Annotated in this window: 17 protein-coding genes; 14 read left to right on the top strand and 3 right to left on the bottom strand. The window is 63.7% G+C overall.

Features of this window, described 5'->3' with window-relative positions; translation table 11 throughout:
* Window positions 1-443 precede the first annotated feature (443 nt).
* The 6 genes from ABE459_RS21795 to ABE459_RS21770 are packed head-to-tail and all read left to right on the top strand — an operon-like array spanning window position 444 to window position 8,791.
* On the top strand, window positions 444-1,235 hold the full coding sequence (locus ABE459_RS21795) for an enoyl-CoA hydratase-related protein (protein ID WP_323833820.1): 792 nt from the start codon (window positions 444-446) through the stop codon (window positions 1,233-1,235).
* A 37-nt stretch (window positions 1,236-1,272) separates the two neighbouring features.
* The gene (locus ABE459_RS21790; RefSeq protein ID WP_125858894.1) at window positions 1,273-2,433 is read left to right on the top strand and encodes an acyl-CoA dehydrogenase family protein; all 1,161 of its coding nucleotides are present in this window, start codon (window positions 1,273-1,275) and stop codon (window positions 2,431-2,433) included.
* A 13-nt stretch (window positions 2,434-2,446) separates the two neighbouring features.
* Window positions 2,447-4,546 (top strand): acetate--CoA ligase family protein, encoded by a 2,100-nt coding sequence (locus tag ABE459_RS21785; protein ID WP_323833822.1) that lies wholly within the window; start codon window positions 2,447-2,449, stop codon window positions 4,544-4,546.
* Between the two features lie 10 nt (window positions 4,547-4,556).
* Window positions 4,557-6,164: a 5-guanidino-2-oxopentanoate decarboxylase gene (locus tag ABE459_RS21780; protein WP_323833824.1), complete on the top strand. Its 1,608-nt coding sequence runs from the start codon at window positions 4,557-4,559 to the stop codon at window positions 6,162-6,164.
* A 28-nt stretch (window positions 6,165-6,192) separates the two neighbouring features.
* Window positions 6,193-7,383, top strand: a complete 1,191-nt coding sequence (locus ABE459_RS21775) for an aminotransferase class I/II-fold pyridoxal phosphate-dependent enzyme (protein WP_323833826.1) — start codon at window positions 6,193-6,195, stop codon at window positions 7,381-7,383.
* Window positions 7,376-8,791: an aldehyde dehydrogenase family protein gene (locus ABE459_RS21770; RefSeq protein WP_323833828.1), complete on the top strand. Its 1,416-nt coding sequence runs from the start codon at window positions 7,376-7,378 to the stop codon at window positions 8,789-8,791. The genes ABE459_RS21775 and ABE459_RS21770 overlap by 8 nt, the downstream gene beginning before the upstream one ends.
* A 445-nt stretch (window positions 8,792-9,236) precedes the next feature.
* On the opposite strand, the gene ABE459_RS21765 is transcribed toward ABE459_RS21770, so the two are convergent.
* Window positions 9,237-9,671 carry an Rrf2 family transcriptional regulator gene (locus tag ABE459_RS21765; protein WP_125858889.1) on the bottom strand — a complete coding sequence of 145 codons (435 nt, stop codon included), beginning with the start codon at window positions 9,669-9,671 and terminating at the stop codon, window positions 9,237-9,239.
* Window positions 9,672-9,859: 188 nt separating this feature from the next.
* Between ABE459_RS21765 and ABE459_RS21760 the strand changes: the two genes are divergently transcribed.
* From ABE459_RS21760 to ABE459_RS21725, 8 genes are all read left to right on the top strand, one after another.
* On the top strand, window positions 9,860-11,461 hold the full coding sequence (locus ABE459_RS21760; protein ID WP_125464341.1) for an ABC transporter substrate-binding protein: 1,602 nt from the start codon (window positions 9,860-9,862) through the stop codon (window positions 11,459-11,461).
* Between the two features lie 28 nt (window positions 11,462-11,489).
* The gene (locus ABE459_RS21755; RefSeq protein ID WP_110992889.1) at window positions 11,490-12,449 is read left to right on the top strand and encodes an ABC transporter permease; all 960 of its coding nucleotides are present in this window, start codon (window positions 11,490-11,492) and stop codon (window positions 12,447-12,449) included.
* A 3-nt stretch (window positions 12,450-12,452) separates the two neighbouring features.
* Window positions 12,453-13,280 (top strand): ABC transporter permease, encoded by an 828-nt coding sequence (locus ABE459_RS21750; protein ID WP_110992877.1) that lies wholly within the window; start codon window positions 12,453-12,455, stop codon window positions 13,278-13,280.
* Window positions 13,281-13,282: 2 nt separating this feature from the next.
* On the top strand, window positions 13,283-14,917 hold the full coding sequence (locus tag ABE459_RS21745) for an ABC transporter ATP-binding protein (RefSeq protein WP_125464340.1): 1,635 nt from the start codon (window positions 13,283-13,285) through the stop codon (window positions 14,915-14,917).
* A 9-nt stretch (window positions 14,918-14,926) separates the two neighbouring features.
* On the top strand, window positions 14,927-15,634 hold the full coding sequence (locus ABE459_RS21740; protein ID WP_323833830.1) for an NAD(P)H-dependent oxidoreductase: 708 nt from the start codon (window positions 14,927-14,929) through the stop codon (window positions 15,632-15,634).
* 524 nt (window positions 15,635-16,158) lie between these two features.
* Entirely contained in the window at window positions 16,159-17,262 is a 1,104-nt protein-coding gene (locus ABE459_RS21735; protein ID WP_258641952.1) for a polyamine ABC transporter substrate-binding protein, read from the top strand.
* 36 nt (window positions 17,263-17,298) lie between these two features.
* Window positions 17,299-18,717 (top strand): aminotransferase, encoded by a 1,419-nt coding sequence (locus ABE459_RS21730; RefSeq protein WP_125464337.1) that lies wholly within the window; start codon window positions 17,299-17,301, stop codon window positions 18,715-18,717.
* A gap of 53 nt (window positions 18,718-18,770) precedes the next feature.
* Window positions 18,771-19,586 (top strand): LuxR C-terminal-related transcriptional regulator, encoded by an 816-nt coding sequence (locus ABE459_RS21725; protein WP_323833834.1) that lies wholly within the window; start codon window positions 18,771-18,773, stop codon window positions 19,584-19,586.
* Between the two features lie 1,978 nt (window positions 19,587-21,564).
* Here ABE459_RS21725 and ABE459_RS21720 read toward each other — a convergent pair.
* Both ABE459_RS21720 and ABE459_RS21715 read right to left on the bottom strand, forming a co-directional pair.
* Entirely contained in the window at window positions 21,565-21,867 is a 303-nt protein-coding gene (locus tag ABE459_RS21720; protein WP_125464334.1) for a hypothetical protein, read from the bottom strand.
* An 8-nt stretch (window positions 21,868-21,875) separates the two neighbouring features.
* The coding region (locus tag ABE459_RS21715; protein ID WP_323833838.1) for an RHS repeat-associated core domain-containing protein at window positions 21,876-24,018 on the bottom strand (2,143 nt) is incomplete at its 5' end.

The following is a 24,018-nucleotide window of genomic DNA, read 5'->3' as shown; positions in this document are numbered from 1 at the left end:
ATCGAGCGCCGCCCGCGCGGCGCATCGCTGGCAAGCCAGCTCCCACATTTGTTTCGGGCCAATTATGCCTGTGAGGGTACCGCTGCCCGCCTTGGTGCATGTCTCAAGTCAGGCGCAGGGCCTTCAGCGCCCACTTCGAAATCGAGTCGAACCAACAAGGCGTACAGCGATGAAGTCACAGGAGTAACTGGCCCGAAACAGATGTGGGAGCTGGCTTGCCAGCGATGCGCCGCGCGGGCGGCGCTCGATCTCATAGGCGCTTCAACCCTGTCGCCATGCACCTTCCAGCCCAATCGCGATCCTGCTCTTCCCCCTGATTCCCCACCACTTGTTCGAAGTTGTAACACCACCTTCTCCCCCAATTGCCTCCTTGTTGAACACTCGTTTAGCATGAGCCTCAAGTCACCCACCCTCAGCACAATCACAACAATCCGAGGCCCGTCATGACTGCTCCGTCGTCCCTACTTATCCAGGTTGAAGCCGGCGTCGCCTGGATCACCCTGAACCGCCCCGACCAGCGCAACGCCCTGGATATCCCAACCCTCAAACACCTGCACGCCACCCTGGAAGCCTGTAACAGCGACCCGGCCGTGCGCGTGGTGGTGCTGACCGGCACCGGCCGCAGCTTCTGCGCCGGTGCCGACCTTGCCGAATGGGCCGAGGCCGAAGCCCGCGGCGCACTGGAAACCTACGGCTGGACCGAAACTGCCCACGCCCTGATGCAGTGCCTGCACAGCCTCGATAAACCCACCATCGCCGCCATCAACGGCACCGCCGTCGGCGCCGGCATGGACCTGTCGCTGTGCTGCGACCTGCGCCTGGCCGCGCAATCGGCCCGCTTCAAGGCCGGCTACACCAGCATGGCCTACTCGCCGGACGCCGGCGCCAGCTGGCACCTGCCACGGCTGATCGGCACCGAACAGGCCAAGCGCCTGCTGTTCCTCGACGAACTGTGGGGCGCCGAGCGTGCCCTGGCCGCCGGCCTGGTGGGTGAAGTGGTCGCCGACGAGCAACTGGCCACGGCCGCCGCCGAATTGGCTGCGCGCCTGGCCCAGGGTCCGACCTTCGCCCATGCCCAGACCAAGCGCCTGATCCGTGACGGCGCCCAGCGCAGCCTGGCCGAACAGCTCAGCGCCGAACTGGCCGCCGGCCTGCTCTGCGGGCGCAGCGAAGACGGCGCCGAGGCCTTGCGCGCCGCCAGCGAAAAACGCGCGCCACGCTTCATCGGCAAATAAGCACTCCCTCTTTCCCCCGGTTACCCAGGAACAGGCCATGAATTTCCAACTGACCCAAGAACAAGAAATGTTGGTGGATGCCGTACGCAGCTTCGTCGCCAAGGAGCTGCTGCCCCATGAAGAGGCCGTGGACCGCGCCGATGAGGTCTCTCCCGAACTTGCTGCGCAGATCCGCGGCAAGGCCATCGCCGCTGGCTTCTACGCCTTCAACATGCCCGAGGAAGTGGGCGGCGGCGGCCTCGACTACCTGTCCCAGGCGCTGATCGAGCGCGAGCTGTCGAAGGTCTCCTGGGCGCTGCATGTGTTCGTCGCGCGGCCCTCGAAGATCCTCATGGCCTGCACCGGCCAGCAGATCGACGATTACCTGCTGCCCTGCATCCAGGGCGAGAAGATCGACTGCTTCGCCCTGACCGAGCCGGGCGCCGGCTCCGACGCCAACGCCATCAAGACCCGCGCCCTGCGCGAGGGCGACGACTTCGTGCTCAACGGCAGCAAGCACTTCATCAGCCATGCCGGGCACGCCGACTTCGCCATCGTCTTCGCCGTTACCGACACCTATGAGCACAACGGCCGCAAGCGCAACGCGGTGACCGCCTTCCTGGTCGACCGCGACACCCCGGGCATGACCATCCGCCGTGGCCCGAAATGCGTGAGCAACCGCGGCTACCACACCTTCGAGATGTTCTTCGACGACTGCCGGGTGCCGGCCAGCAAGGTGCTCGGTGAAGTCGGCAAGGGCTGGGAAGTGGCCAACGCCTGGCTGACCGCAGGCCGGGTGATGGTCGCCGCCAACTGTGTCGGCCAGGCCCAGCGTGCGCTGGATGCGTCGCTGCAATGGGCAGCCGACCGCAAGCAGTTCGGCCAGGCGATCGGCAGCTACCAGGGGGTGTCGTTCAAGCTGGCCGACATGGCCACGCAGATCCGCGCCGCCGAGCTGTTGACCCTGCACACCGCCTGGAAGATGGACCAGGGCAGCATGACCGATGGCGAGGCCGGCATGGCCAAGCTGTTCGCCAGCGAAGTGCTGGGCAAGGTGGCCGACGAGGCCGTGCAGATCTACGGCGGCATGGGCCTGATGGACGAAGGCCCGGTGGAGCGGATTTGGCGCAACGCGCGGATCGAGCGGATCTGGGAAGGCACCTCGGAGATCCAGCGCCACATCATCTCCCGCGAACTGCTGCGCCCGCTGCTGCGCTGACCGGAGCCTCGCCATGTCCAACGCCATTCGTGACAACCTCAAGCGCCTGCTGGCGCCCCGGCACCTGGCCTTCATCGGCGGGCGCAGCATGGCCCGCGCACTCAAGCGCTGCGCCGACGGCGGCTACCAGGGCCAGCTGTGGCTGGTAAACCCGCAGCACGACAGCATCGACGGCGTGCCGTGCGTGCGCAGCGTGGCCGAGCTGCCCTGCGCGCCGGACGCAGTGTTCATCGCCACCAACCGCGATCTGACCCTGGCCTGCGTCGCCGAGCTGGCCGCCAAGGGCGCGGGCGGGGCGATCTGCTATGCCTCGGGCTTCGCCGAAAGCGGCGCCGAAGGCCAGGCCCTGCAACAGCAATTGCTGGCCGCCGCCGGCGACATGGCCCTGCTCGGGCCCAACTGCTACGGCCTGCTCGACTACCTGCACAGCGCCGCCCTGTGGCCCGTGGCCCACGGCGGCAAGGCGGTGGACAAGGGCGTGGCGGTGCTGACCCAGAGCGGCAACTTTGCCTACAACCTGTCCATGAGCGACCGTTCGCTGCCGGTGGCCTACATGGCCTCGGTCGGCAACCAGGCACAGCTGGGCATCGCCGAACTGATGGACGTGCTGCTCGACGAGGCACGGGTCACGGCCATTGGCCTGCACCTGGAAGGCTTGAAGAACGTGCCGGGCTTTGCCCGCGCCGCGCACAAGGCGCTGGAGAAGGGCATCCCGATCATCGCGCTGAAGACCGGCGTGTCGCAGATCGGCGCCGAACTGGCGTTGAGTCATACCAGCTCGCTGTCCGGCTCCGACGCCCTGTACGACAGCTTGTTCGAGCGCCTTGGGGTGATCCGTGTCAGTGGCCCGGTGAGCTTCGTCGAAACCCTCAAGGCCGCCGCCTGCGGCAACCTGCCCAAGGGCGACAGCCTGATCGCCCTGGCCTGCTCAGGCGGGGACGCCGGCCTGATCGCCGACTACAGCGAAAGCAACCAGCTGCGCCTGCCTGCTCTGCACAGCAGCCAGGTCGACGAACTGGCCCAGGTGCTGCCGGCCTACGCCAACCTGGTCAACCCGCTGGACTTCACCACGGCGATCTGGGGCGACGGCGAGGCCAAGCAGCGCATGCTCGACAGCGCCCTGCGCAGCGACGCCGACGCGGCCATGCTGGTGCTGGATTACCCCGCCGAGTTCACCGGCGAACGCAAGGAATGCGACCTGCTGCTGGGGCTGTTCTGCGAGGCGCTGCAGCGCCATGGCAAGACCGGCTTCGTCACCTCGGCCTTCCCCGAACTGCTGCCGGCCAGCGCCCGCGAGCGTTTGCACGCGGCCGGCGTACCGGCCCTGCAAGGGGTGGAAGACGGCCTGGCGGCCTGGGGGCGGGTGGCCCGCTATGGGCAAAGGCGCGAGGCGTTGCTGGCCCTGGGCGAATCTGCGCTGGTGCCGCTGTGCCCGCAGGCACTAAGTGGTGACAGCCATCTGCTCAATGAGTGGGAGTCCAAGCAGGCCCTGCGTGGCTTTGGCTTGCCCGTGCCGAATGGCGTGCTCAGCAGCCCGCAGCAGGCGCTGGCCGATGCGCGCCAGGTCGGCTTCCCGCTGGTGCTCAAGGCCGTCAGTGCGCAGTTGCCGCACAAGACCGAAGCAGGTGCCGTGGCGCTGAACCTGGGCGATGAAGCGGCCCTGAGCCGGGCGCTGGAACAAATGCGCACACGCATCGCCGCCTACGCCCCCGGCGTCGTCTTCGACCAGGTGCTGCTCGAACCCATGGCCAGCGCACCGCTGGCCGAGTTGATCGTCGGCATCAAGCGCGAGCCGGACTTCGGCCTGGCGCTGGTCATCGGTGCCGGCGGCATCCTCGTCGAGCTGCTCAAGGACAGCAAGAGCCTGCTGTTGCCGACCACCGACGGCGCCATCCGCAACGCCGTGCTCGGCCTGCGCAGCGCCGCTTTGTTGCAGGGCTTTCGCGGTAAGCCCGCAGCGGACCTGGACGCGCTGGTCGCCGCCATCCGCGCGGTGGCCGACTACGCCTGCGAGAACGCCAGCCAGCTGCTGGAGCTGGATGTGAACCCATTGATGGTCGGTGCCACCGGCACCACCGCGGTCGATGCCTTGATCCGCCTCGGACAGGTCTAAGGACATGAACATGACGAACAACACATTGACCGGTGGCCAGGCGCTGGTGCGCCTGCTGGCCAACTACGGCGTCGACACCGTCTTCGGCATCCCCGGCGTGCACACCCTGGAGCTGTACCGCGGCCTGCCCGGCAGCGGCATCCGCCATGTGCTCACCCGCCACGAGCAGGGCGCTGGCTTCATGGCCGACGGTTATGCGCGGGTCAGCGGCAAGCCGGGGGTGTGCTTTATCATCACCGGCCCCGGCGTGACCAACGCCGCCACCGCCATTGGCCAGGCCTACGCCGACTCGATACCGCTGCTGGTGATCTCCAGCGTCAACCACACGGCCAGCCTGGGCAAAGGCTGGGGCTGCCTGCACGAGACCCAGGACCAGCGCGCCATGACCGCGCCGATTACCGCGTTCTCAGCGGTGGCCCTCAAGGCCGAGGACCTGCCGGAGCTGATCGCCCGCGCCTATGCGGTATTCGACAGCGAACGGCCGCGCCCGGTGCATATCTCGGTGCCGCTGGATGTGCTGGCGGCGCCCGTGGCGCGGGACTGGAGCTTTGATGTGGTGCGCCGCCCTGAGCGCGGCCCGGCGAACCTTGCAAGCGTGGAGCTGGCGGCCAGCAAACTGGCGGCAGCCAAACGCCCGATGATCATTGCCGGGGGTGGCGCGCTGGGCGCTGCGGCCGAGCTGCAACTGCTGAGCAAGCGCCTGGCCGCGCCGTTCTTCACCAGCGTGGCCGGCAAGGGCCTGGCGCCATTGGACTCACCGCTCAACGCCGGCTCCAGCCTGTGCGTCGAGCCCGGCTGGGACCTGATCGCCCAGGCCGACGTGGTGCTGGCGGTCGGTACCGAAATGGCCGACACCGACTTCTGGCGCGAGCGCCTGCCGTTGAACGGCGAGCTGCTGCGGGTGGATATCGACCCGCGCAAGTTCAACGACTTCTACCCCTGCGCGGTGGCGCTGCACGGCGATGCCCGGCAGACCGTGGCTGCGCTGCTCGAGCAACTGCCGGACAGCGTGCGCGATGCCACAACGGCCAGCGCCTCGGTGGCCACGTTGCGCAGTGCGGTGCAGGCCAGCCACGGCCCGTTGCAGGCGCTGCACCAGTCCATCCTCGACCGCATCGCCGCCGAGTTGCCGGACAACGCCTTCATCAGCACCGACATGACCCAGCTGGCCTACACCGGCAACTACGTGTTCAACAGCCGGGCGCCGCGCAGTTGGCTGCACCCGACCGGCTACGGCACCCTGGGCTACGGCCTGCCTGCGGGTATCGGCGGCATGTTCGGCAGCAGCGAGCGCCCAGGCCTGGTGTTGGTGGGTGACGGCGGCTTCCTCTATACCGCCCAGGAACTGGCCACTGCCGTCGAAGAGCTGGACCGCCCGCTGGTGGTGCTGCTGTGGAACAACGACGCGCTGGGGCAGATCCGTGACGACATGCTCAACCTGGACATCGAGCCCATCGGCGTGCTGCCGCGCAACCCGGACTTCGCAGGCCTGGCCCGCGCGTTCGGCTGCACGGTCGCCCAGCCGCAAAGCCTCGACGAACTGCAACGGGACCTGCGCGGCGGCTTCGACCGCAACGGCGTGACCCTGATCGAGCTCAAGCACGCCTGCGCGCGCTGAGCCCATCCCGCACAACAGGATATTTGCCATGCGTTTTTCTTCCCTGACCCAACGGATCGCCGGTGACGGCGCTGCCGCCTGGGAGATCCACTACCGCGCCCTGGCCATGCTCGAACAGGGCCGCGACGTGCTGTTGCTGTCGGTGGGCGACCCGGATTTCGACACCCCGGCGCCGATCGTCCAGGCCGCGATGGACAGCCTGCAGGCCGGCAACACCCATTACGCCGATGTGCGTGGCAAGCGCAGCCTGCGCGAGGCCATCGCCCGGCGGCACCAGCAGCGCAGCGGCCAGGCGGTGACGGCCGACCAGGTGACGGTGCTGGCGGGGGCGCAGTGCGCGCTGTTCTGCGTGACCCAGTGCGTGCTGGAGCCGGGCGATGAAGTGATCGTCGCCGAGCCGATGTATGTCACCTACGAAGCGGTCTTCGGCGCCTGTGGGGCGAAAGTGGTGCCTGTGCCCGTACGCCCGGAGCATGGCTTCCGTGTGCAGCCCGAGGATGTGGCTGCGCGAATTACCCCGCGTACCCGTGCCCTGGCGCTTAACAGCCCGCACAACCCCTCCGGCGCCAGCCTGCCGCGCAGCACCTGGGAAGCCCTTGCCGAGCTGTGCATCGCCCACGATCTGTGGCTGATCAGCGACGAGGTGTACAGCGAGCTGCTGTTCGACGGCGAGCACATCAGCCCCGGCAGCCTGCCGGGCATGGCCGAACGTACGGCGACGCTCAACAGCCTGTCCAAGTCCCATGCCATGACCGGCTGGCGGATGGGCTGGGTGGTGGGTTCGCCGGCCTTGGCCGGGCACCTGGAGAACCTGGCGCTGTGCATGCTGTACGGCTCGCCGGACTTCATCCAGGACGCCGCGGTGGCTGCGCTCGAGCAGCCACTGCCGGAGCTCGAAGTGATGCGCGAAGCCTACCGCCAGCGCCGCGATCTGGTCTGCGCGTGCCTGGCGGATTGCCCGGGTGTGCGTGCGCTCAAGCCCGATGGCGGGATGTTCGTGATGGTCGATATCCGCGAAACCGGGCTCAGTGCGCAGGACTTTTCCAACCGCCTGCTCGATCTGCATGGGGTTTCGGTGCTGGCCGGTGAGGCCTTCGGCCCGAGCGCGGCCGGGCATATTCGTCTGGGCCTGGTGCTGGGGGCAGAGCCTTTGCGCGAAGCCTGCCGGCGTATCGTGCTGTGTGCCGGCGAGCTGATGGAGGCGCAACGCAATGCGTGAGTACAACCGTTTGTTCATCGATGGCCGCTGGCAGCAGCCGCTGGGGCAGGGCATGGCCGAGGTGATCGACCCGGCCAGCGAAGCGGTCGCCGGCAAGGTGCCGCTGGGTAACGAAGCGGATGTGGAGCGGGCGGTGCAGGCGGCACGCCGGGCGTTTGCCGACTGGTCGCGAACGCCCTCCAGCGTGCGCGCCGGGTACATACGTGCCCTGGCCGATCAGCTCAAGGCCCGAGCCGACGAGATGGCCGCAGTGATCACCAGCGAGCTGGGCATGCCGGTGCAGTGGTGCCGGCCGGTGCAGGTGGACGGGCCGATCGTTGGGCTTGAGCAGTACATCGCGCTGGCCGGGTTGATGGACGATGTGCGCGAGGTCGGCAACTCGCTGGTGTACCGCGAGGCGGTGGGCGTGTGCGCGTTCATCAACCCGTGGAACTACCCGCTGCACCAGATGATCGGCAAGCTGGCGCCGGCCCTGGCGGCCGGTTGTACCGTGGTGGTCAAGCCCAGCCAGGAAACGCCGCTACATGCCTTTGTGCTGGCCGAGATGATCGAGGCCATCGGCTTGCCGGCCGGGGTGTTCAACCTGGTCAGCGGGCCGGGGTCGAAAGTGGGCGAGGCCTTGGCCCGGCACCCGCTGGTGGACATGGTCTCGTTCACCGGCTCCACCGGCGCGGGCGTGCGTGTATCCCAGGCGGCGGCGCCGTCGGTGAAGCGGGTGTGTCTTGAGCTGGGCGGCAAGTCGCCGCTGCTGATCGGCGCCGATGCCGACCTGGACGCGGCAGTGCGTTATGGCGTGCAGGACGTGATGATCAATTCGGGGCAGACCTGCACCGCGCTGACCCGCATGCTGTTGCCGGCGTCGCGCTATGCCGAGGCGTTGGAGATTGCTGTGGACGAGGTGCGTGGGCTGGTGATGGGCGACCCGCAGGATCCGCGCAGCTTCCTTGGGCCGATGTGTTCGGCGGGGCAGCGGCGCACGGTGCAGGAGTACATCCGTGTCGGGCAGGAGGAGGGCGCCCGGCTGCTGTGGGGTGGTGAAACGGCGCCGGGCTTCGAGCGCGGGTTCTACGTGCCTCCGACGCTCTTTGCCGATGTCGACAACCGTATGCGCATCGCCCAGGAGGAGATCTTCGGGCCGGTGCTGTGCCTGATCCCCTATGCCGACGAGGCCGAGGCGATTGCCCTGGCCAATGATTCGCCGTTCGGGTTGTCCAGCGCGGTGTGGGCCGGCAGCCGGGACAAGGCGCTGCAACTGGCGCGGCAGCTGCGCGCGGGACAGTGCTTCGTTAATGGTGGGGCATTCAATTACCAGGCGCCATTTGGGGGGTACAAGCAGTCGGGGAACGGGCGGGAGTGGGGGGAGGAGGGGTTGGGTGAGTTCGTAGAAACCAAGGCGATTCAGTTTTAGACGCCCAATACCTGCATGGCTCAAGTCATGCACCAAGGCGGACAGCGATGAAATCACAGGAGTAACTGGCCCGAAACAGATGTGGGAGCTGGCTTGCCAGCGATGCGCCGCGCGGGCGGCGCTCGATCTCAAGAGCGCTGCAAATCTGTCGCCTGGCACCTGGTGGCCCACATGCAATTTCAAGACAGGCGCTTGGGCATCACACTGTTGGCCCTGGGAAATCAAGATTCGGTAATGGCCGCCAGGTGCATGGCGGGATATTGGGTGAGGGCTCCCAGGTGCTCGCCGATGTCTTTGCAGCGCCTGTGAGATCGAGCGCCGCCCGCGCGGCGCATCGCTGGCAAGCCAGCTCCCACATCTGTTTCGGGCCAGTTACTCCTGTGATTTCATCTCTGTCCGCCTTGTTTGCCTGGCGTGATTGCTGGGTGGGCTTTGAAGCCTGCTGCTACACAACCTGCTCCTGCGGGGTATCAAACGCCACAAATAGCTGATCCGCGGTGATCGCCCCCAAGTCCAACCGCATGTTCTGCTCCAGCATCGCAAACAACCGGGTGAACACCTCGAACACCTTGCAGTGATCCTCCAGCCCGGCAAACGGGTTGTCGATCTTCTCGGCGATCAGCGAACTTTCCTGCACCGCGTCATACACCTCACGCAGGGTGATCTGCTGCGGCGGGCGGGCCAGGGTCACGCCGCCCTGGGCGCCGCGGTACGAGGTGAGGATATCGGCCTTGACCATCTGCGACACCAGCCCGCGCACGCGGGTGGGGTGCACTTTCACCCACTTGGCGATGGTCTCGGTGCGCAGCTTCTGCGGGGCATTGGCCGCCACGAACGAGAGAATGTACGAAGCCGTGATCAGGCGGGTCGACTGGCTCATGGAGGAAGTGGCTCCCTGCGAAAACGCTCATGTTACACGATGAAAATTGCCCTGCTCGGGCCCTTTGGAAAACAGCTTGTCGTGCCGCTAATGTATTTGTTACGGTAACAATTACAAATAATACACAGCTTCTACGCACTCCGCTTTGACCGAACAACAATTCCTTGCGGTTCAACAGGGGCACATGCATGAGCGATAACAACAAGAACAGTCCTCAGGCCATTCTCGACGGCGGTTTGCCGCGCCGGGACTTCCTGAAATACAGCGCCGCCGCCGCGGCCATCGCCGGGGCGTTTTCCCTCGGCCTGCCACTGGGCGGTCATGCCGCCGAGGCCACGCCAAAACCCGGTGGCACCCTGCGCCTGGGCCTGGCGGGGGGCAGCACCACCGACTCCAAGGACCCGGGCTCCTGGGTCGACACCTTCACCTTCATCGGCTTCTCGGCGGTCTACAACACCCTCACCGAAATCGCCGTGGACGGCACCGCAATCCCTGAGCTGGCCGAGCGCTGGGTCTCGAGCCCGGACGCGAAAACCTGGACCTTCACCCTGCGCCAGAGCGTGACCTTCCACAACGGCAAGACCCTCACCGCCGACGACGTGGTCGCCTCGATCCAGCACCACCTGGGCGAGAAATCCACCTCCGCCGCCAAGACCGTACTGGGCGATGTCGCCCAGGTTCATGCCAGCGCCCCCGACACCGTGGTGTTCGAACTGCACTCGGGCAACGCCGACTTCGCCTACGTGGTCGCCGACTATCACCTGGTGATCATGCCTGCCAAAGATGGCCTGGCCGACTGGCAGGCTGGCATCGGCACGGGCGGCTACCGCATCAAGGGCTTCGAGCCGGGCGTGCGCATGGACCTGGAGCGCAGCCCCGACTACTGGAAGCCGGGCAGGGCGCACTTCGCCAGCGCCGAACTGCTCGCCATCGCCGACGGCGCCGCGCGGGTCAACGCCCTGGTCACCGGCAAGGTCGATGTGATCAACAAGGTCGACCTCAAGACCGTGGCCCTGCTCAAGCGCAACCCGAAACTGGTGATCGAGGAAACCAAGGGCGCCCAGCACTACACCTTCCCGATGCTCACCGACAGCGCACAGTTCAAGGACAACAACGTACGCCTGGCCCTCAAGCACGCGGTCGACCGCGAGGCGCTTCTGGCCTCGGTGCTGTATGGCTACGGCCAGGTCGGCAACGACCACCCGCTGCAGCCGGCCAACCGCTTCATCAACCCGGCCCTGGAACAGCGCGCCTACGACCCGGACAAGGCGCGCTTCTATCTGCGCCAGGCCGGCATGGACAGCCTCAAGGTGCGCCTGCAGGCCTCCGATGCCGCCTACAGCGGCGCGGTGGATGCCTCGGTGCTGTTCAAGGAGCAGGCGCGCCAGGCCGGGATCGACATCGACGTGGTGCGCGAGCCGGCCGATGGTTTCTTCTCCAATGTCTGGATGAAACAACCTTTCACCACCTCGTTCTGGTACTCCAGCCTGACCGCCGACCGCATGTTCAGCATCGGCTACGCCAAGGGTGCGGCGTGGAACGAGACCCACTGGGACAACCCGCGCTTCAACCAGCTGCTCAACGCCGCCCGCGGCGAAATGAACGAGACGCTGCGCCGCGAGATGTACAACGAGATGCAGGCGCTGTGCCGCGACGATGGCGGGGCGATCGTGCCGCTGTTCGCCAGCTCCGTGGCCGCACGCTCGACCCGGGTGGTGCATGGCGGGCAGACCGCACCCTACGGCGAACTCGATGGCCTGCGGGTGATCGAGCGCTGGTGGCAGGCCTGAACTTCGCGTGCGTTGAAGGAGTGCAATGGTGAATACCCTTGGCAAATTACTGATGCAGCGCCTGGCCCTGGGCCTGTTGTCGCTGTTCGCGGTGTCGGTGGTGATCTTCCTGGCCGTCGGCATGCTCCCGGGCGATATCGCCCAGGCCATGCTAGGCCAGTCGGCCACCCCGGAAACCGTGGCGGCGTTCCGCGCCCAACTGGGGCTCGACCTGTCGCCCGTGCAGCGTTTCGTGCAGTGGGCCTGGCGCCTGCTGCACGGCGATCTGGGCGTGTCCCTGGCCAACCAGCGGCCGATCGTCGAGCTGGTCGGCGCGCGGCTGGGCAACACCTTCAGCCTGGCCCTGCTGGCGGCGCTGTTCTCGGTGCCCACCGCGTTGCTGCTGGGCATGCTCGCGGCGCTTTACCGCAACAGCTGGTTCGACCGGTTGCTGAACACCGGTGCGCTGAGCGCGGTGTCGTTCCCCGAGTTCTTCGTCGCCTACATCCTGATCCTGGTGTTCGCGGTCAAGCTCGAATGGCTGCCGGGCATCTCCAGCCTGGCGCCGGGGGCGTCGCTGGGTGAGGTGCTGCAGGTGTCGCTGCTGCCGGTGGCGACCCTGAGCCTGGTGGTGATCGCGCAAATGATGCGCATGACCCGCGCCTCGTTGATCAACCTGCTGGCCAGCCCCTACATCGAGATGGCCCGGCTAAAGGGCGTGTCGCCTGCGCGGATCATCTTCAGGCACGCCTTGCCCAACGCCCTGGCGCCGATCGTCAACGTGGTGGCGCTGAACCTGGCGTACCTGGTAGTGGGCGTGGTGGTGGTGGAGGTGGTGTTCGTCTACCCGGGCCTGGGCCAGTTGCTGGTGGACTCGGTGGCCAAGCGCGACATCCCGGTGGTGCAGGCCTGCAGCCTGATCTTCGCCGGCACCTACATCCTGCTCAATACCGGCGCCGACGTGCTGTCGATCGCCAGCAACCCACGCCTGATGCACCCGAAGGGGTAGACCATGAGCCTGATCACACCTTTGCTGCGCGCGCCCCTGAGCGCCAAGTTCGGCCTGCTGGTGATAGTCGCCTACCTGCTGGTGGCGGTGTTCGCACCACTGCTGGCGCCCTATGGCGAAACCCAGGTGGTGGGCGAGGGGTTCGCGCCCTGGGGCCCTGAGTTCCTGCTGGGCACCGACAACCTTGGCCGCGACATGTTCAGCCGCCTGCTGTATGGCGCCCGCAATACCTTGGGCATCGCCTTTTTGACCACCACCCTGGCGTTCCTGCTGGGCGGCCTGTGCGGGCTGGTCGCGGCAATCAAGGGCGGCTGGATCGACCAGGGCCTGTCACGGGTGGTGGACATCCTGATGGCCATCCCGCAACTGATCTTCGCCTTGCTGATCCTCAGCGTGGTCGGCACCACGGCCACCTCGCTGGTACTGGTGATCGCGCTGCTGGACGCCACCCGGGTGTTCCGCCTGGCGCGGGCGGTGGCCATGAACGTGGTGGTGCAGGACTTCGTCGAGGCCGCGCGGCTGCGCGGGGAGGGGCTGTGGTGGTTGGTCAGCCGCGAAGTGCTGCCCAACGCCGCGGCGCCCTTGATCGCCGAGTTCGGCCTGCGCTTCTGCTTCGTCTTCCTGTTCATCAGCGCCTTGTCGTTCCTCGGCCTGGGCATCCAGCCGCCGACTGCCGACTGGGGCAGCATGGTGCGCGACAACGCGGTGCTGATCACCTTCGGTGACGTCAGCCCGCTGCTGCCGGCCCTGGCAGTGGCGTTGATCACAGTGAGCGTGAACTTCGTCGTCGACTGGGTGCTGCACCTGTCCAGTGGCCTGAAGGAGTGCTGAGCATGAGCCAAGACACTTTGTTGACGATCCGCGACCTGCGTATCGAAGGCCACTACGAAAACGCCTGGCACCCGCTGATCAAAGGCATCGACCTGACCCTCAAGCGCGGTGAGGTACTGGGCCTTATCGGCGAGTCCGGGGCCGGCAAGTCCACGCTGGGCCTGGCCGCCATGGGCTATGTGCGCGACGGTTGCCGGATCACCGGCGGCAGCGTGTGCTTCGATGGCATCGAGTTGCTCCAGGCCAGCGCCGACACCCTGCGCAAGCTGCGCGGCCTGCGTATCGCGTACGTGGCGCAGAGCGCGGCGGCCTCGTTCAACCCGGCGCACCGGCTGATCGACCAGCATGTGGAAACCGCCGTGATCAACGGCGGCATCGACCGCGCCCAGGCCGAGGCCGAGGCGGTCGAGCTGTACCGCATCCTGCGCCTGCCCGACCCCGAGCACATCGGCCAGCGCTACCCGCACCAGTTGTCCGGCGGCCAGCTGCAGCGGGTGATGACGGCGATGGCCATGGCCTGCCACCCGGACTTGATCATCTTCGACGAGCCGACCACCGCGCTGGACGTCACCACCCAGATCGAGGTGCTGGCGGCGATCCGCGATGCGGTGAAGACCTTCGGCAGTGCCGCGTTGTACATCAGCCACGACCTGGCGGTGGTGGCGCAGATGGCCGACCGGATCATGGTGCTGCGCCATGGCAGCCTGGTGGAAGAGGCGCAGACCCGCATCATGCTCAGTGCGCCGCAGCAGGCCTACACCCAGTCGCTGTGGGCAGTGCGCAATTTCCATACGTCCGCCAAGGCATGCCCCAGCCATGAAAAGCCGCTGCTGGAAGTGCGTCAGGTCGATGCAAGCTATGGCCATCAGCCGGTGCTGCACGATGTCTCGCTGAAGCTGTATCGCGGCCAGACGCTGGCGGTGATCGGCGAGTCCGGCAGTGGCAAGAGCACCACGGCACGCTTGATCAGCGGCCTGCTGCAGCCGACCTCGGGCCAGGTGCTGTATGAGGGCCAAGCGCTGCCGGCGGACTATCGCCAGCGCAGCAAGGAGCAATTGCGGCGTATCCAGATGATCTATCAGATCCCCGACACCGCGCTCAATCCACGCCAGCGCATCGTCGACATCATTGGCCGGCCGCTGAGTTTCTACCTCGGTTTGAAGGGCAAGGCGCTGCGTGAGCGGGTCGCCGAGCTGCTGCGCATGATCGATCTGGAACCGGCCAAGTACATGGATCGCCTGCCACGCGAACTGTCCGGCGGGCAGAAACAGCGGATCTGCATTGCCCGGGCGTTGGCGGCCGAGCCGCAATTGATCATCTGCGACGAAGTGACCTCGGCCCTCGACCAACTGGTAGCCGAGGGCGTGCTGAAGCTGCTCGACCGTATCCAGCGCGAGCTGGGCGTGGCCTACCTGTTCATTACCCACGACGTTGCCACCGTGCGCGCCATCGCCGATGAGGTGCTGGTGATGCAGCGGGGCAGGGTGGTCGACCACGGCAGCCGCGAAGCGATCTTCCGGCCGCCGTACCGCGACTACACCGGCTTGCTGTTCTCCTGCGAGCCGGAGATGGACCCCGACTGGCTCGACCGTTTGCTGGCGGCCCGCAAAACCGAATCCCCCCTGGAAACCGTTTAAGGAACATCCATGAAAGTACTGATCGTTCACGCTCATCCCGAGCCGCAATCCTTCACTGCCGCACTGCGTGACCAGGCGGCCGAAACCTTCCGTGCCCAGGGCCATGAGGTGCAGGTGAGTGACCTGTACGCGATGGGCTGGAACCCGGTGGCCAGCGCCGAAGACTTCAGCCACCGGGAAAACCCGGAGTACCTGGTGTATGCGCTGGAGCAACGGCTGGGGGTGAAGAGCGGGTCCATCGCGGCGGATATCCAGCAGGAGCTGGACAAGCTGCTGTGGGCCGACCTGCTGGTGCTGAACTTCCCGATCTTCTGGTTCTCGGCGCCGGCGATGCTCAAGGGCTGGATCGACCGGGTGCTGGTGTCGGGGGTGTGCTACGGCGGCAAGCGTTTCTATGACCAGGGCGGGTTGGCGGGCAAGCGGGCGCTGGTCACCGTGACCCTGGGCGGGCGTGAGCACATGTTTGGCGAAGGGGCGATCCACGGGCCGCTGGAAGACATGCTACGTCCGATTCTGCGCGGCACCTTGGCTTATGTCGGCTTCGAGGTGCTGGAGCCGTTCGTGGCGTGGCATGTGCCGTATATCAGTGATGATGCGCGCAAGGAGTTCCTGCGCAGTTACCAGCAGCGCCTGGAGCAGCTTTCGGATGATCTGCCGATGGTGTTCCCGCGCCTGGAGCAGTTTGACGACGCGCTGTATCCCTTGGCGCAGCAATAGCCGCGCACACCGAGAAATTGCGCCATGCCAACAGGGCAGGCGCTGCCTATCCCACAGGCATAACTGGCCCGAAACAGATGTGGGAGCTGGCTTGCCAGCGATGCGCCGCGCGGGCGGCGCTCGATCTTGAGAGCGCTGCAAGACTGCCGGCATGCACTTGGTGGCCCTCATGCGATCTCAAGACAGGCTGTTTGGCGTCACATTATCGGCCCTGAAAAATCAGGATTTGGTAATGGCCTCCAGGTGCATGGCGGGATATTGGGACAGGGTCGCCAGGTGTTCGCCGGTGTTTTTGCAGCGCCTATGAGATCGAGCGCCGCCCGCGCGGCGCATCGCTGGCAAGCCAGCTCCCACATCTGTTTCGGGCCAGTCATGCCTGTGGCATCTCCGCTGTCCGCCTTGTTGGCCCGACACAAAATCGCATCGCCCCCCACCCATTCGGGGTATGGCCCCCATCCTTCGATCCTCCGATAGTTACCCCATCCGCTCACCCGAGCCGATCCTGATCACATGATGGAGTTGCTATGCGCAAGGCATTCAAGGTGATTTCCAGTCTGTTGCTGTGCTGTACCGCCACCGCCACCCTGGCCGGCGAAGCGGACAACGGCAACACACTCAGGTTGTACAACTGGACCGACTATATCGGCGAAAACACCCTCGCCGATTTCGAGAAGCAAACCGGCATCAAGGTGATCTACGACACCTTCGACGGCTACGAAACGGTGCAGACCAAACTGCTCACCGGCCGCTCCGGCTACGACCTGGTGATGCTCAACGCCTCCCTGGTGCCGCCGCTGATCAAGGCCAAGGTGTTCCAGCCGCTGGACAAGGCCAAGCTGCCCAGCTGGGCCAACCTCGACCCGCACGTGCTGCAGAGCATGCAAGCCTACGACCCCGGCATGGTCTATTCGGCGCCCTACACCTGGGGCAGCTCGGGCATCACCTACAACGTCGACAAGATCAAGCAGCGCATGCCCGACGCGCCCATCGGCTCGCTGGCCATGCTGTTCGACCCCAAGATCGTCTCGCGCTTTGCCGACTGCGGCGTGACCCTGATGGACGCCCCCAGCGAAGTCATTCCGCTGGCCCTCAAGTACCTCGGCAAAGACCCGAAAAGCGCCGCCCCCGCCGACCTCAAGGCGGCCCAGGACGTCCTGCTGGGCATCCGCCCGTTCATCAAGAAGTTCGACTCGGTGAACTACCTCACCAGCCTGCCCAACGGCGACGTGTGCATGGCCCTGACCTGGTCCGGCGACTACGCCACCGCCCAGGCCCGCGCGGTGGAAGCGAAGAAGGACATCAACCTGGCGTTCTTCATCCCCAAGGAAGGCTCGCTGATCTGGTTCGACAGCCTCTACCTGCCCAGCGATGCGCCGCATGCGGCCAACGCCCACCGTTTCATCGAATACCTGCTGCAACCCAAGACCATGGCCGAGGTGACCAACTACATCCACTACGCCAACAGCAATGCTGCCGCCACGCCCTTGGTGCAGGCCGATATCCGCAATGACCCGGCGATTTACCCGGATGACCAGACTCGCGAGCGCCTGTTCACCCAGAAAGCCCAGGACCCGCAGGCCATGCGCGCCATCACCCGGGTCTGGAGCACGGTCAAGACCGGCATCTGACACCTTTTACCGTATCGCATCGACAAGGAACTGCTCATGGCTACCCCCATTCGCAAGCTGGCCGCCACCGTTGACAACGACCGCCTGGTGCAGGCCGACAAGGCCCACTACATGCACGGCTACCATGTATTCGACGAGCACGCCGAGCAGGGCGCGCTGAACATCCAGGCCGGCGAAGGCGCCTATATCCAGGACACCGAGGGCAACCGCTTCCTCGATGCCGTCGGCGGCATGTGGTGCACCAACATCGGCCTGGGCCGCGAGGAAATGGCCCTGGCCATCGCCGACCAGGTGCGCCAACTGGCCTATTCCAACCCGTTCTCCGACATGGCCAACCCCAAGGCCATCGAACTGTGCGAGAAACTCGCCAGCCTGGCGCCGGGTGACCTCAACCACGTGTTCCTCACCACCGGCGGTTCCACCGCGGTAGACACCGCCTACCGGCTGATCCAGTACTACCAGAACTGCCGCGGCAAGCCGCACAAGAAACACGTGATCGCCCGCTACAACGCCTACCACGGCTCCACCTGCCTGACCATGTCGATCGGCAACAAGGCTGCCGACCGGGTGCCGGAGTTCGACTACGCCCACGAGCTGATTCACCACGTGTCCAACCCCAACTTCTACCGGGCCGCCGACGACATGGACGAGGCCGAGTTCCTCGACTTCCTGGTGGCCGAGTTCGAGGACAAGATCCTCTCGCTGGGCGCCGACAACGTCGCCGCCTTCTTCGCCGAGCCGATCATGGGCTCGGGCGGGGTGATCATCCCGCCCGAAGGGTACTTCCAGCGCATGTGGCAGGTGTGTCAGACCTACGACATCCTGTTCGTCGCCGACGAAGTGGTGACCTCGTTCGGCCGGCTGGGCACCTTCTTCGCCTCCGAGGCCTTGTTCGGCGTCACGCCCGACATCATCACCACCGCCAAGGGCCTGACCTCGGCCTACCTGCCGCTGGGCGCCTGCATCTTCTCCGAGCGCCTGTGGAAGGTGATCGCCGAACCCGGCAAGGGCCGCTGCTTCACCCACGGTTTCACCTACAGCGGGCACCCGGTGTGCTGCGTGGCGGCGCTGAAGAACATCGAGATCATCGAGCGGGAAAACCTGCTGGCCCATGTAAACGATGTCGGCAGCTACCTGGAGCAGCAGTTGCAGACTCTGGCCGACCTGCCGCTGGTGGGCCAGGTGCGCTGCATGAAGCTGATGGCCTGTGTCGAGTTCGTGAGCAACAAGCAGACCAAGGCGCTGTTCCCCGATGCAGTGAACATCGGCGAGCGTATCCATGTGCGGGCCCAGGCCAAGGGCTTGCTGGTGCGGCCGATCATGCACCTGAACGTGATGTCGCCGCCGCTGATCATCACCCACGCCCAGGTGGACCAGATCGTCGATACCCTGCGCAGCTGCATTCTCGATGCCGCGCGGGAGCTGGCCGAACAGGGCCTGTACCACGGCCAATGACCCACCTGCCGCCACAGGTGCGCGCCCATGCCCTGGCCGGTAGACTGCGGGGCATGAGCCGAGCACACGAAAACACCACAATAAGCCTGCCGTTTCATGCCTTGCAGCAATGGCACGCTGCCCTGCAACAGGCCTTCGCCCACGGCGAGGGCCCGGATGCGTTGGCCTGGTTGGCGGCCGCCATCAGCCAGCTGGTGGGCGCCGAGTCGATGCTGATCAGCCTGGAGCGCAAGGCCCAGGCGCCGCAGCTGCTGTACCAGCAGGGTATCCCGGACCGTTACCACGAGGCGGTGCTGGAACGCTATTTCGCCGCCGGCTACCTGCTCGATCCCTTCTGCCTGGCGGTGCAGAAGGGCCTGGCCCAGGGGTTCTACCACCTTGAGGACATCGCCCCGGACAACTTCTTCGACAGTGACTACTACAAGGCCTACTACCTGGGTACCGGTTGTAGCGAGGACAGCTACTTCATCGTCGACCTGGAGAATGACAGCAAGATCTCCCTCAGCCTGTTCCAAGGTTGCAGCGGTGCCCGGCTGGGTATCGAGCAACTGCACCTGCTGCAGGCGGTCGAGCCGATGGTGCGTGAACTGCTGCTGCGTTTTGCGCGGCATGGGCTGGCGCAGCAGCCGGAGGGGAAGGGCAGTGTGCAGGCGGCGTTCGACAGCTTTGGTTGCGGGGTGCTGACCGAGCGTGAGCGGGAAGTGGCGCAGATGGTGTTGCAGGGGCATTCGGTGAAGTCCACCGCCCATGAACTGGGGATCTCGCCGGAGACGGTGCGCATGCACCGCAAGAACCTGTATCTGAAGCTGGAGATCAATTCGCAGTCGGAGTTGTTTGCGCAGTTTATCGAGTGGTTGCGGCGGGGGTGAGCGGCGCGCATTGGCGCGGTATCTCGGCGGGCACCTCTGCCGCCCCACCTGACTCAAGCCTTGCGCCAAGGCTGGCGCCGGTACTTTCACAGGAATATTTGGCCCGAAACAAATGTGGGAGCTGCGGTTCGCCGCTGCGACTTGCCAGCGATGCGCCGCGCGGGCGGCGCTCGATTTCCTAGGCGCTGCAATTGTGTCGACGTACGCTTGGCGGCCCACCGGGGCGTCAGGGCACCCAGTGTTACAGCCATTAATTGCCGGCGTACCATCCGGAGATTCGACAGGGCAAATAGCTTGGTCAGTTGGACGAAGGGCTATTTCAGCACAGGTGAGATGGCCTGTGCTGACTTGATAGGAGAATCCCTAGGTTCGCAATAACGACAGCGGCTGTGGGTAACACAATGCCTGGCTACTTGCCGTTTAATTTGAGAATACACCCTTCAGCATCGCCCCAATGGACAAGGGCCAGCGCCACTAGCCACAGCAGCATGTTCCCATACATGACAAATAAAACCAGTGCTGACATTTTTTAGATTTATAAGGAAAAATTAATCGATACACCTCCCAGCCGGGTCTATGGGTACATGCCGCGTCATTAAATGACTAACTAAAACCAACCCACATATCTACCACGCACCCTTGCGACCTAGCATAAAAAACCAAAAATATCATAAAAATCCCAACAAGCGCGCCGCCATAAACAGTCAAGAGAACTATCCAAGAAAGCCTTTTATTCTCAAATCTAAAGACCCGACGATACATTTCAAAAAGACCTGAGAGCGTGTTCATGTTTATTCCATTTTTCTTGCAATAGGCATTCGCGTAAAAACCGTGAAAAACAACGTAAAAAATGCGCTCCAAAAAAATACTTGAATCACAGTGTTCAGCCAAACACACATAACGCATTCCTGCTGATTGAATTTGGTTTCTGGGGGAGCCCAGATGATCACAGTGGTACCACGCAACGAAGTTGGAGGTCTGTGGTTTTTATTCGGTTTGCCGCAGGGCGCACGGTCGAAGTCATCCACTCAAAAGCACCTGTAATACACCGAAATTCTACAGGTTTGACCATCTACCGCTCAGCTTGAAGATACACCCCTCAGAGAGTCCCCAGTAATAAAGCCCAAATGAAAAAAGTAAAATTAACGTATTCCCATACACCCCAATAAGCACCACCCAAAATAGCGTTTTATGCTCGCGCGCAAATGCGCGCCGATACACCTCAAGCAACCCGCCTACCGTATTAAAATCAATTTTCTCCCTTTTCGCATAAACAGCCATATATGCGATAGTCAGAAAAAGCATAAGCATGCAAAGCGCAAACAGCAATTTCCTTGAGATGTCAATCCCATCACACATACAAAAACCTCAATAAGCCATATTCAAAATAGGATTTAGGGGCGCTTTTATTTCTGGACCAATACCCGGCCCAAAACCGATATAGATTTCAGGATAAGTTGAAGTCTGGGTAGCCTCGATGTTGAGAAGCCCTAATCCCACTGCACCCCCTAGTGCGACCGGTAACGGCTTTGCATTAGGGTCTGCGATCTTCAAGCCACAGCTTGCAGAAGCACGTGCGGCAACTGTGGGTATGGTAACTAGCGGTAGCTCCCATGCCACTACGCGAGTTGACAGTGATGCTTCCGGACAAGCCAATACCTAACGATCCTGTCAGCCCCGCTTCGCATTCAAAAGTAGCCACCGACACAGGTGGTGGAGGCGCCATCGTTTTGGAAATTTCCTCCGGAGACTCGCCATTCTGCATCATCCAGGATCCTAAAGAAGCACGCTGCGCGGCTCCGGGCAAATCCATTCCAAAAAGTCCTAGGGGAGCCGCTCGCTTAATCGGTGTGTTACCCACAAAGCTATAGGCGTACATCCCACCCTGCATCCCGATCGGGTACCTAGATACATTCCGACCCATCTTAAACTCGCAACAGCGACAGCGGCTGTATATAGCAAAATTGCAATAGGTTTTCTAATTGTCAGCCAGCTTTCCACTTAGTTTGAAAATGCACCCTTCAGTGCCGCCCCAATGGTTAAGGCCCAGCGCTACCAGCCACAGCAGCATGTTCCCATACATGACAAGCAAAACCAGTGCCGATAATTTTTTATATTTAAACGAAAAAACCAAGCGATACACTTCAAGCAATCCAAAAATTGAATTAAAATCAATTCCGCGGCTCTTGGCAAATCGAGACATGTAAATCACTGCAATAAAAATCGTAACCATTGCAAAATAGAACGCGAATTCTTTGTAGTAATAAATAGCATCACACATAAAGGACCTTAAAATTGAATGTTGACACTTGGGTTCATCGGCGCCTTGATTTCCGGTCCGATGCTAGGCCCGATACCCATATAAATATCTGGCCATGACGATGTTTGTGTAATTTCTAAATTCAAAAATCCCAATCCTAACGCTATCCCGCCCGCAACTGGCAGCGCCTTACCTGATGAGGAAAATTTCAGGCCGCAACTTAAACTTGCCCGTGCAGCCACTGCAGACGTTTGAAAGCTACCCCATTTAGACATACCTGACTCTTCGTTAATAGCCACGTGTCCAGCCAAGCCGGCCCCTACTGCTAACGCCCCCGACGCCTTACACTCGCCCGTCGCAATCGGCTTGGGCGGTGGTGGCGCCATCGCTCGAGCAACTGCATCCGGCGACTCACCATTCTTCATCATATGAGTGCCCAACGAAGTACGCTCTTGCACGCCCGGCATGTTGGTAAATGATGCATCCCACAGTCCCAATGGATCCGCGCGCATAACAGGCGCGTTATTCACATAGCTATAGACGTTCATCCCACCCTGCATCCCAATCGGGTCCCTGGACACATACCGCGCCATTTTCGGCTCGTAATAGCGATAGCGGTTGTAGTGCAGCGCCGTTTCCGGGTCCTGGTATTGCCCCTGGAAGCGAATCGGGTTGCTCACCCCCTGCAATCTGGCTCGCTCCGTGCGTTCCTCGCGCACTTCCCCCCACGCCGTGTAATGCGCACACCAGACCACGTTCCCCTGCTCATCGGTGAGCTCTTGTGGCGTGCCCAGATGGTCACAGTGGTACCAGGCAATGGCATCGAAGGCCTGCGGTTTGACCTCGGTGTGCCACAGCGGGTCTTGGTCAATATCGTATTCGCGTAAGCTCCAGTCTGGCTGCTTGTGCAGGCGGATCGGGCCGTTGCGCAGGGCCTGAGCGACCGGTACAAAACTGCCGGGTTGGTAAAGGTAATGGACGGTGCGGCCAGTGTCGCCCTCATCCCGTGGTGGAGAGCTTTCCCAGGCCAGGGTGTCGCCATCCCAGCCGAACAAGGTGAAGCCGCAGCCGAGTTCGCGCTGGCGCTTGGCGCATTGCATCTCGTTCCAGCCAGTGCCCGCCTCCGCCTTGTTCCAATAGTGCGCGACCGAGTGTTTATGCAAGCGGCGGCCGAGCGCATCGTAGCTGTACTCGACCTTGAGCCTGTCGTCGTTGTAGCTGGCCAAACGGTTGAACAGATCCCAGGTGAAGTGCGCTTGGACACCGTCTGCCAACCGATGGGTCAGGTTGCCGCGCTCGTCGTACTTGAAATGACTCCCGGCATACGATCGCAACTGGTTGTCCATCACCTTGTTGCGCCTGGCGTCCTGCTCAAGCGGGCGGTTGAGTTGCTGGGTTTCATCCAGCAGGTTACCCGCTGGGTCGAAGGCAAAGGTTTCGACACCGAGGCGGCTGTTGGCCTGCAGCAGGCGCCCAAGGGGATCGTATTGATATGCCAGCTGGCCACGACGGCTGTCATGGATGTCCGTCAATTGCCCGATCGGGTCGTAGTGGTATTGCCGTTTGATCAGCACCGACTTGCCGTCGTGACTGCCCAGCCATTGCTCTTCAGGCCGTCCGGTCACGCTCCAGCGCTGTGTGTGCATCAGGTGGTTGCCTTGATGGCGCACCACTTCGCGGTGCAGATCATCACGCTCGTAGGCGAGCATCTCGTGCTGATCGAGGGTCATGCCCAACAGGTGGCCGCTGCCGTAGGTCAGCCAGCTGACCTTGTGCCCGTCCGGGCGGATGGTTGCGGTGCGGCGGTTCAGCGCATCGTACTCATGGCGCCATACCGCCACCATCGGGTCGCCGGTCATCAGGTAGTGCTGATGTTCGCGGGTCAGATTGCCAGCGTCATCGTAGAACCACTGCAGCTTGCTGACGGCATTGAGCGCCTGGATCAGCTTGCCGTTGCCATCGTAGGCGAAGGTTTCGCGCTGCTGCTGATCGCCCTGGCTCGCGCAGCGCTCGACCAGGCGGCCCATGGCATCGAAGCGCAGGTCGATGCGGCGCTGGCCGACCTGGCTGCTCGCCAGCCGACCGCTGCTCGGGTCGTACTGGTAGCGGGTGGTCAGGCCATCGAAGCCGGTCTCTTCCAGGCGGCGCCCGGCCAGGTCGTAAACGAAGCTG

It is taken from the genome of Pseudomonas sp. TWI923 (genome assembly GCF_039673365.1).
GTDB lineage: Bacteria > Pseudomonadota > Gammaproteobacteria > Pseudomonadales > Pseudomonadaceae > Aquipseudomonas > Aquipseudomonas sichuanensis.
Note: the sequence above shows the minus strand (reverse complement) of the source record. Positions and strands in the feature narration are given on the sequence as shown.

Bases quoted from the DNA above. Each gene is read 5' to 3' on its own strand.
- ABE459_RS21795 (WP_323833820.1), top strand. From the start codon at position 444: ATGACTGCTCCGTCGTCCCTACTTATCCAGGTTGAAGCCGGCGTCGCC.
- ABE459_RS21790 (WP_125858894.1), top strand. From the start codon at position 1,273: ATGAATTTCCAACTGACCCAAGAACAAGAAATGTTGGTGGATGCCGTA.
- ABE459_RS21785 (WP_323833822.1), top strand. From the start codon at position 2,447: ATGTCCAACGCCATTCGTGACAACCTCAAGCGCCTGCTGGCGCCCCGG.
- ABE459_RS21780 (WP_323833824.1), top strand. From the start codon at position 4,557: ATGACGAACAACACATTGACCGGTGGCCAGGCGCTGGTGCGCCTGCTG.
- ABE459_RS21775 (WP_323833826.1), top strand. From the start codon at position 6,193: ATGCGTTTTTCTTCCCTGACCCAACGGATCGCCGGTGACGGCGCTGCC.
- ABE459_RS21770 (WP_323833828.1), top strand. From the start codon at position 7,376: ATGCGTGAGTACAACCGTTTGTTCATCGATGGCCGCTGGCAGCAGCCG.
- ABE459_RS21765 (WP_125858889.1), bottom strand. From the start codon at position 9,671: ATGAGCCAGTCGACCCGCCTGATCACGGCTTCGTACATTCTCTCGTTC.
- ABE459_RS21760 (WP_125464341.1), top strand. From the start codon at position 9,860: ATGAGCGATAACAACAAGAACAGTCCTCAGGCCATTCTCGACGGCGGT.
- ABE459_RS21750 (WP_110992877.1), top strand. From the start codon at position 12,453: ATGAGCCTGATCACACCTTTGCTGCGCGCGCCCCTGAGCGCCAAGTTC.
- ABE459_RS21745 (WP_125464340.1), top strand. From the start codon at position 13,283: ATGAGCCAAGACACTTTGTTGACGATCCGCGACCTGCGTATCGAAGGC.
- ABE459_RS21740 (WP_323833830.1), top strand. From the start codon at position 14,927: ATGAAAGTACTGATCGTTCACGCTCATCCCGAGCCGCAATCCTTCACT.
- ABE459_RS21735 (WP_258641952.1), top strand. From the start codon at position 16,159: ATGCGCAAGGCATTCAAGGTGATTTCCAGTCTGTTGCTGTGCTGTACC.
- ABE459_RS21730 (WP_125464337.1), top strand. From the start codon at position 17,299: ATGGCTACCCCCATTCGCAAGCTGGCCGCCACCGTTGACAACGACCGC.
- ABE459_RS21725 (WP_323833834.1), top strand. From the start codon at position 18,771: ATGAGCCGAGCACACGAAAACACCACAATAAGCCTGCCGTTTCATGCC.
- ABE459_RS21720 (WP_125464334.1), bottom strand. From the start codon at position 21,867: ATGTGTGATGCTATTTATTACTACAAAGAATTCGCGTTCTATTTTGCA.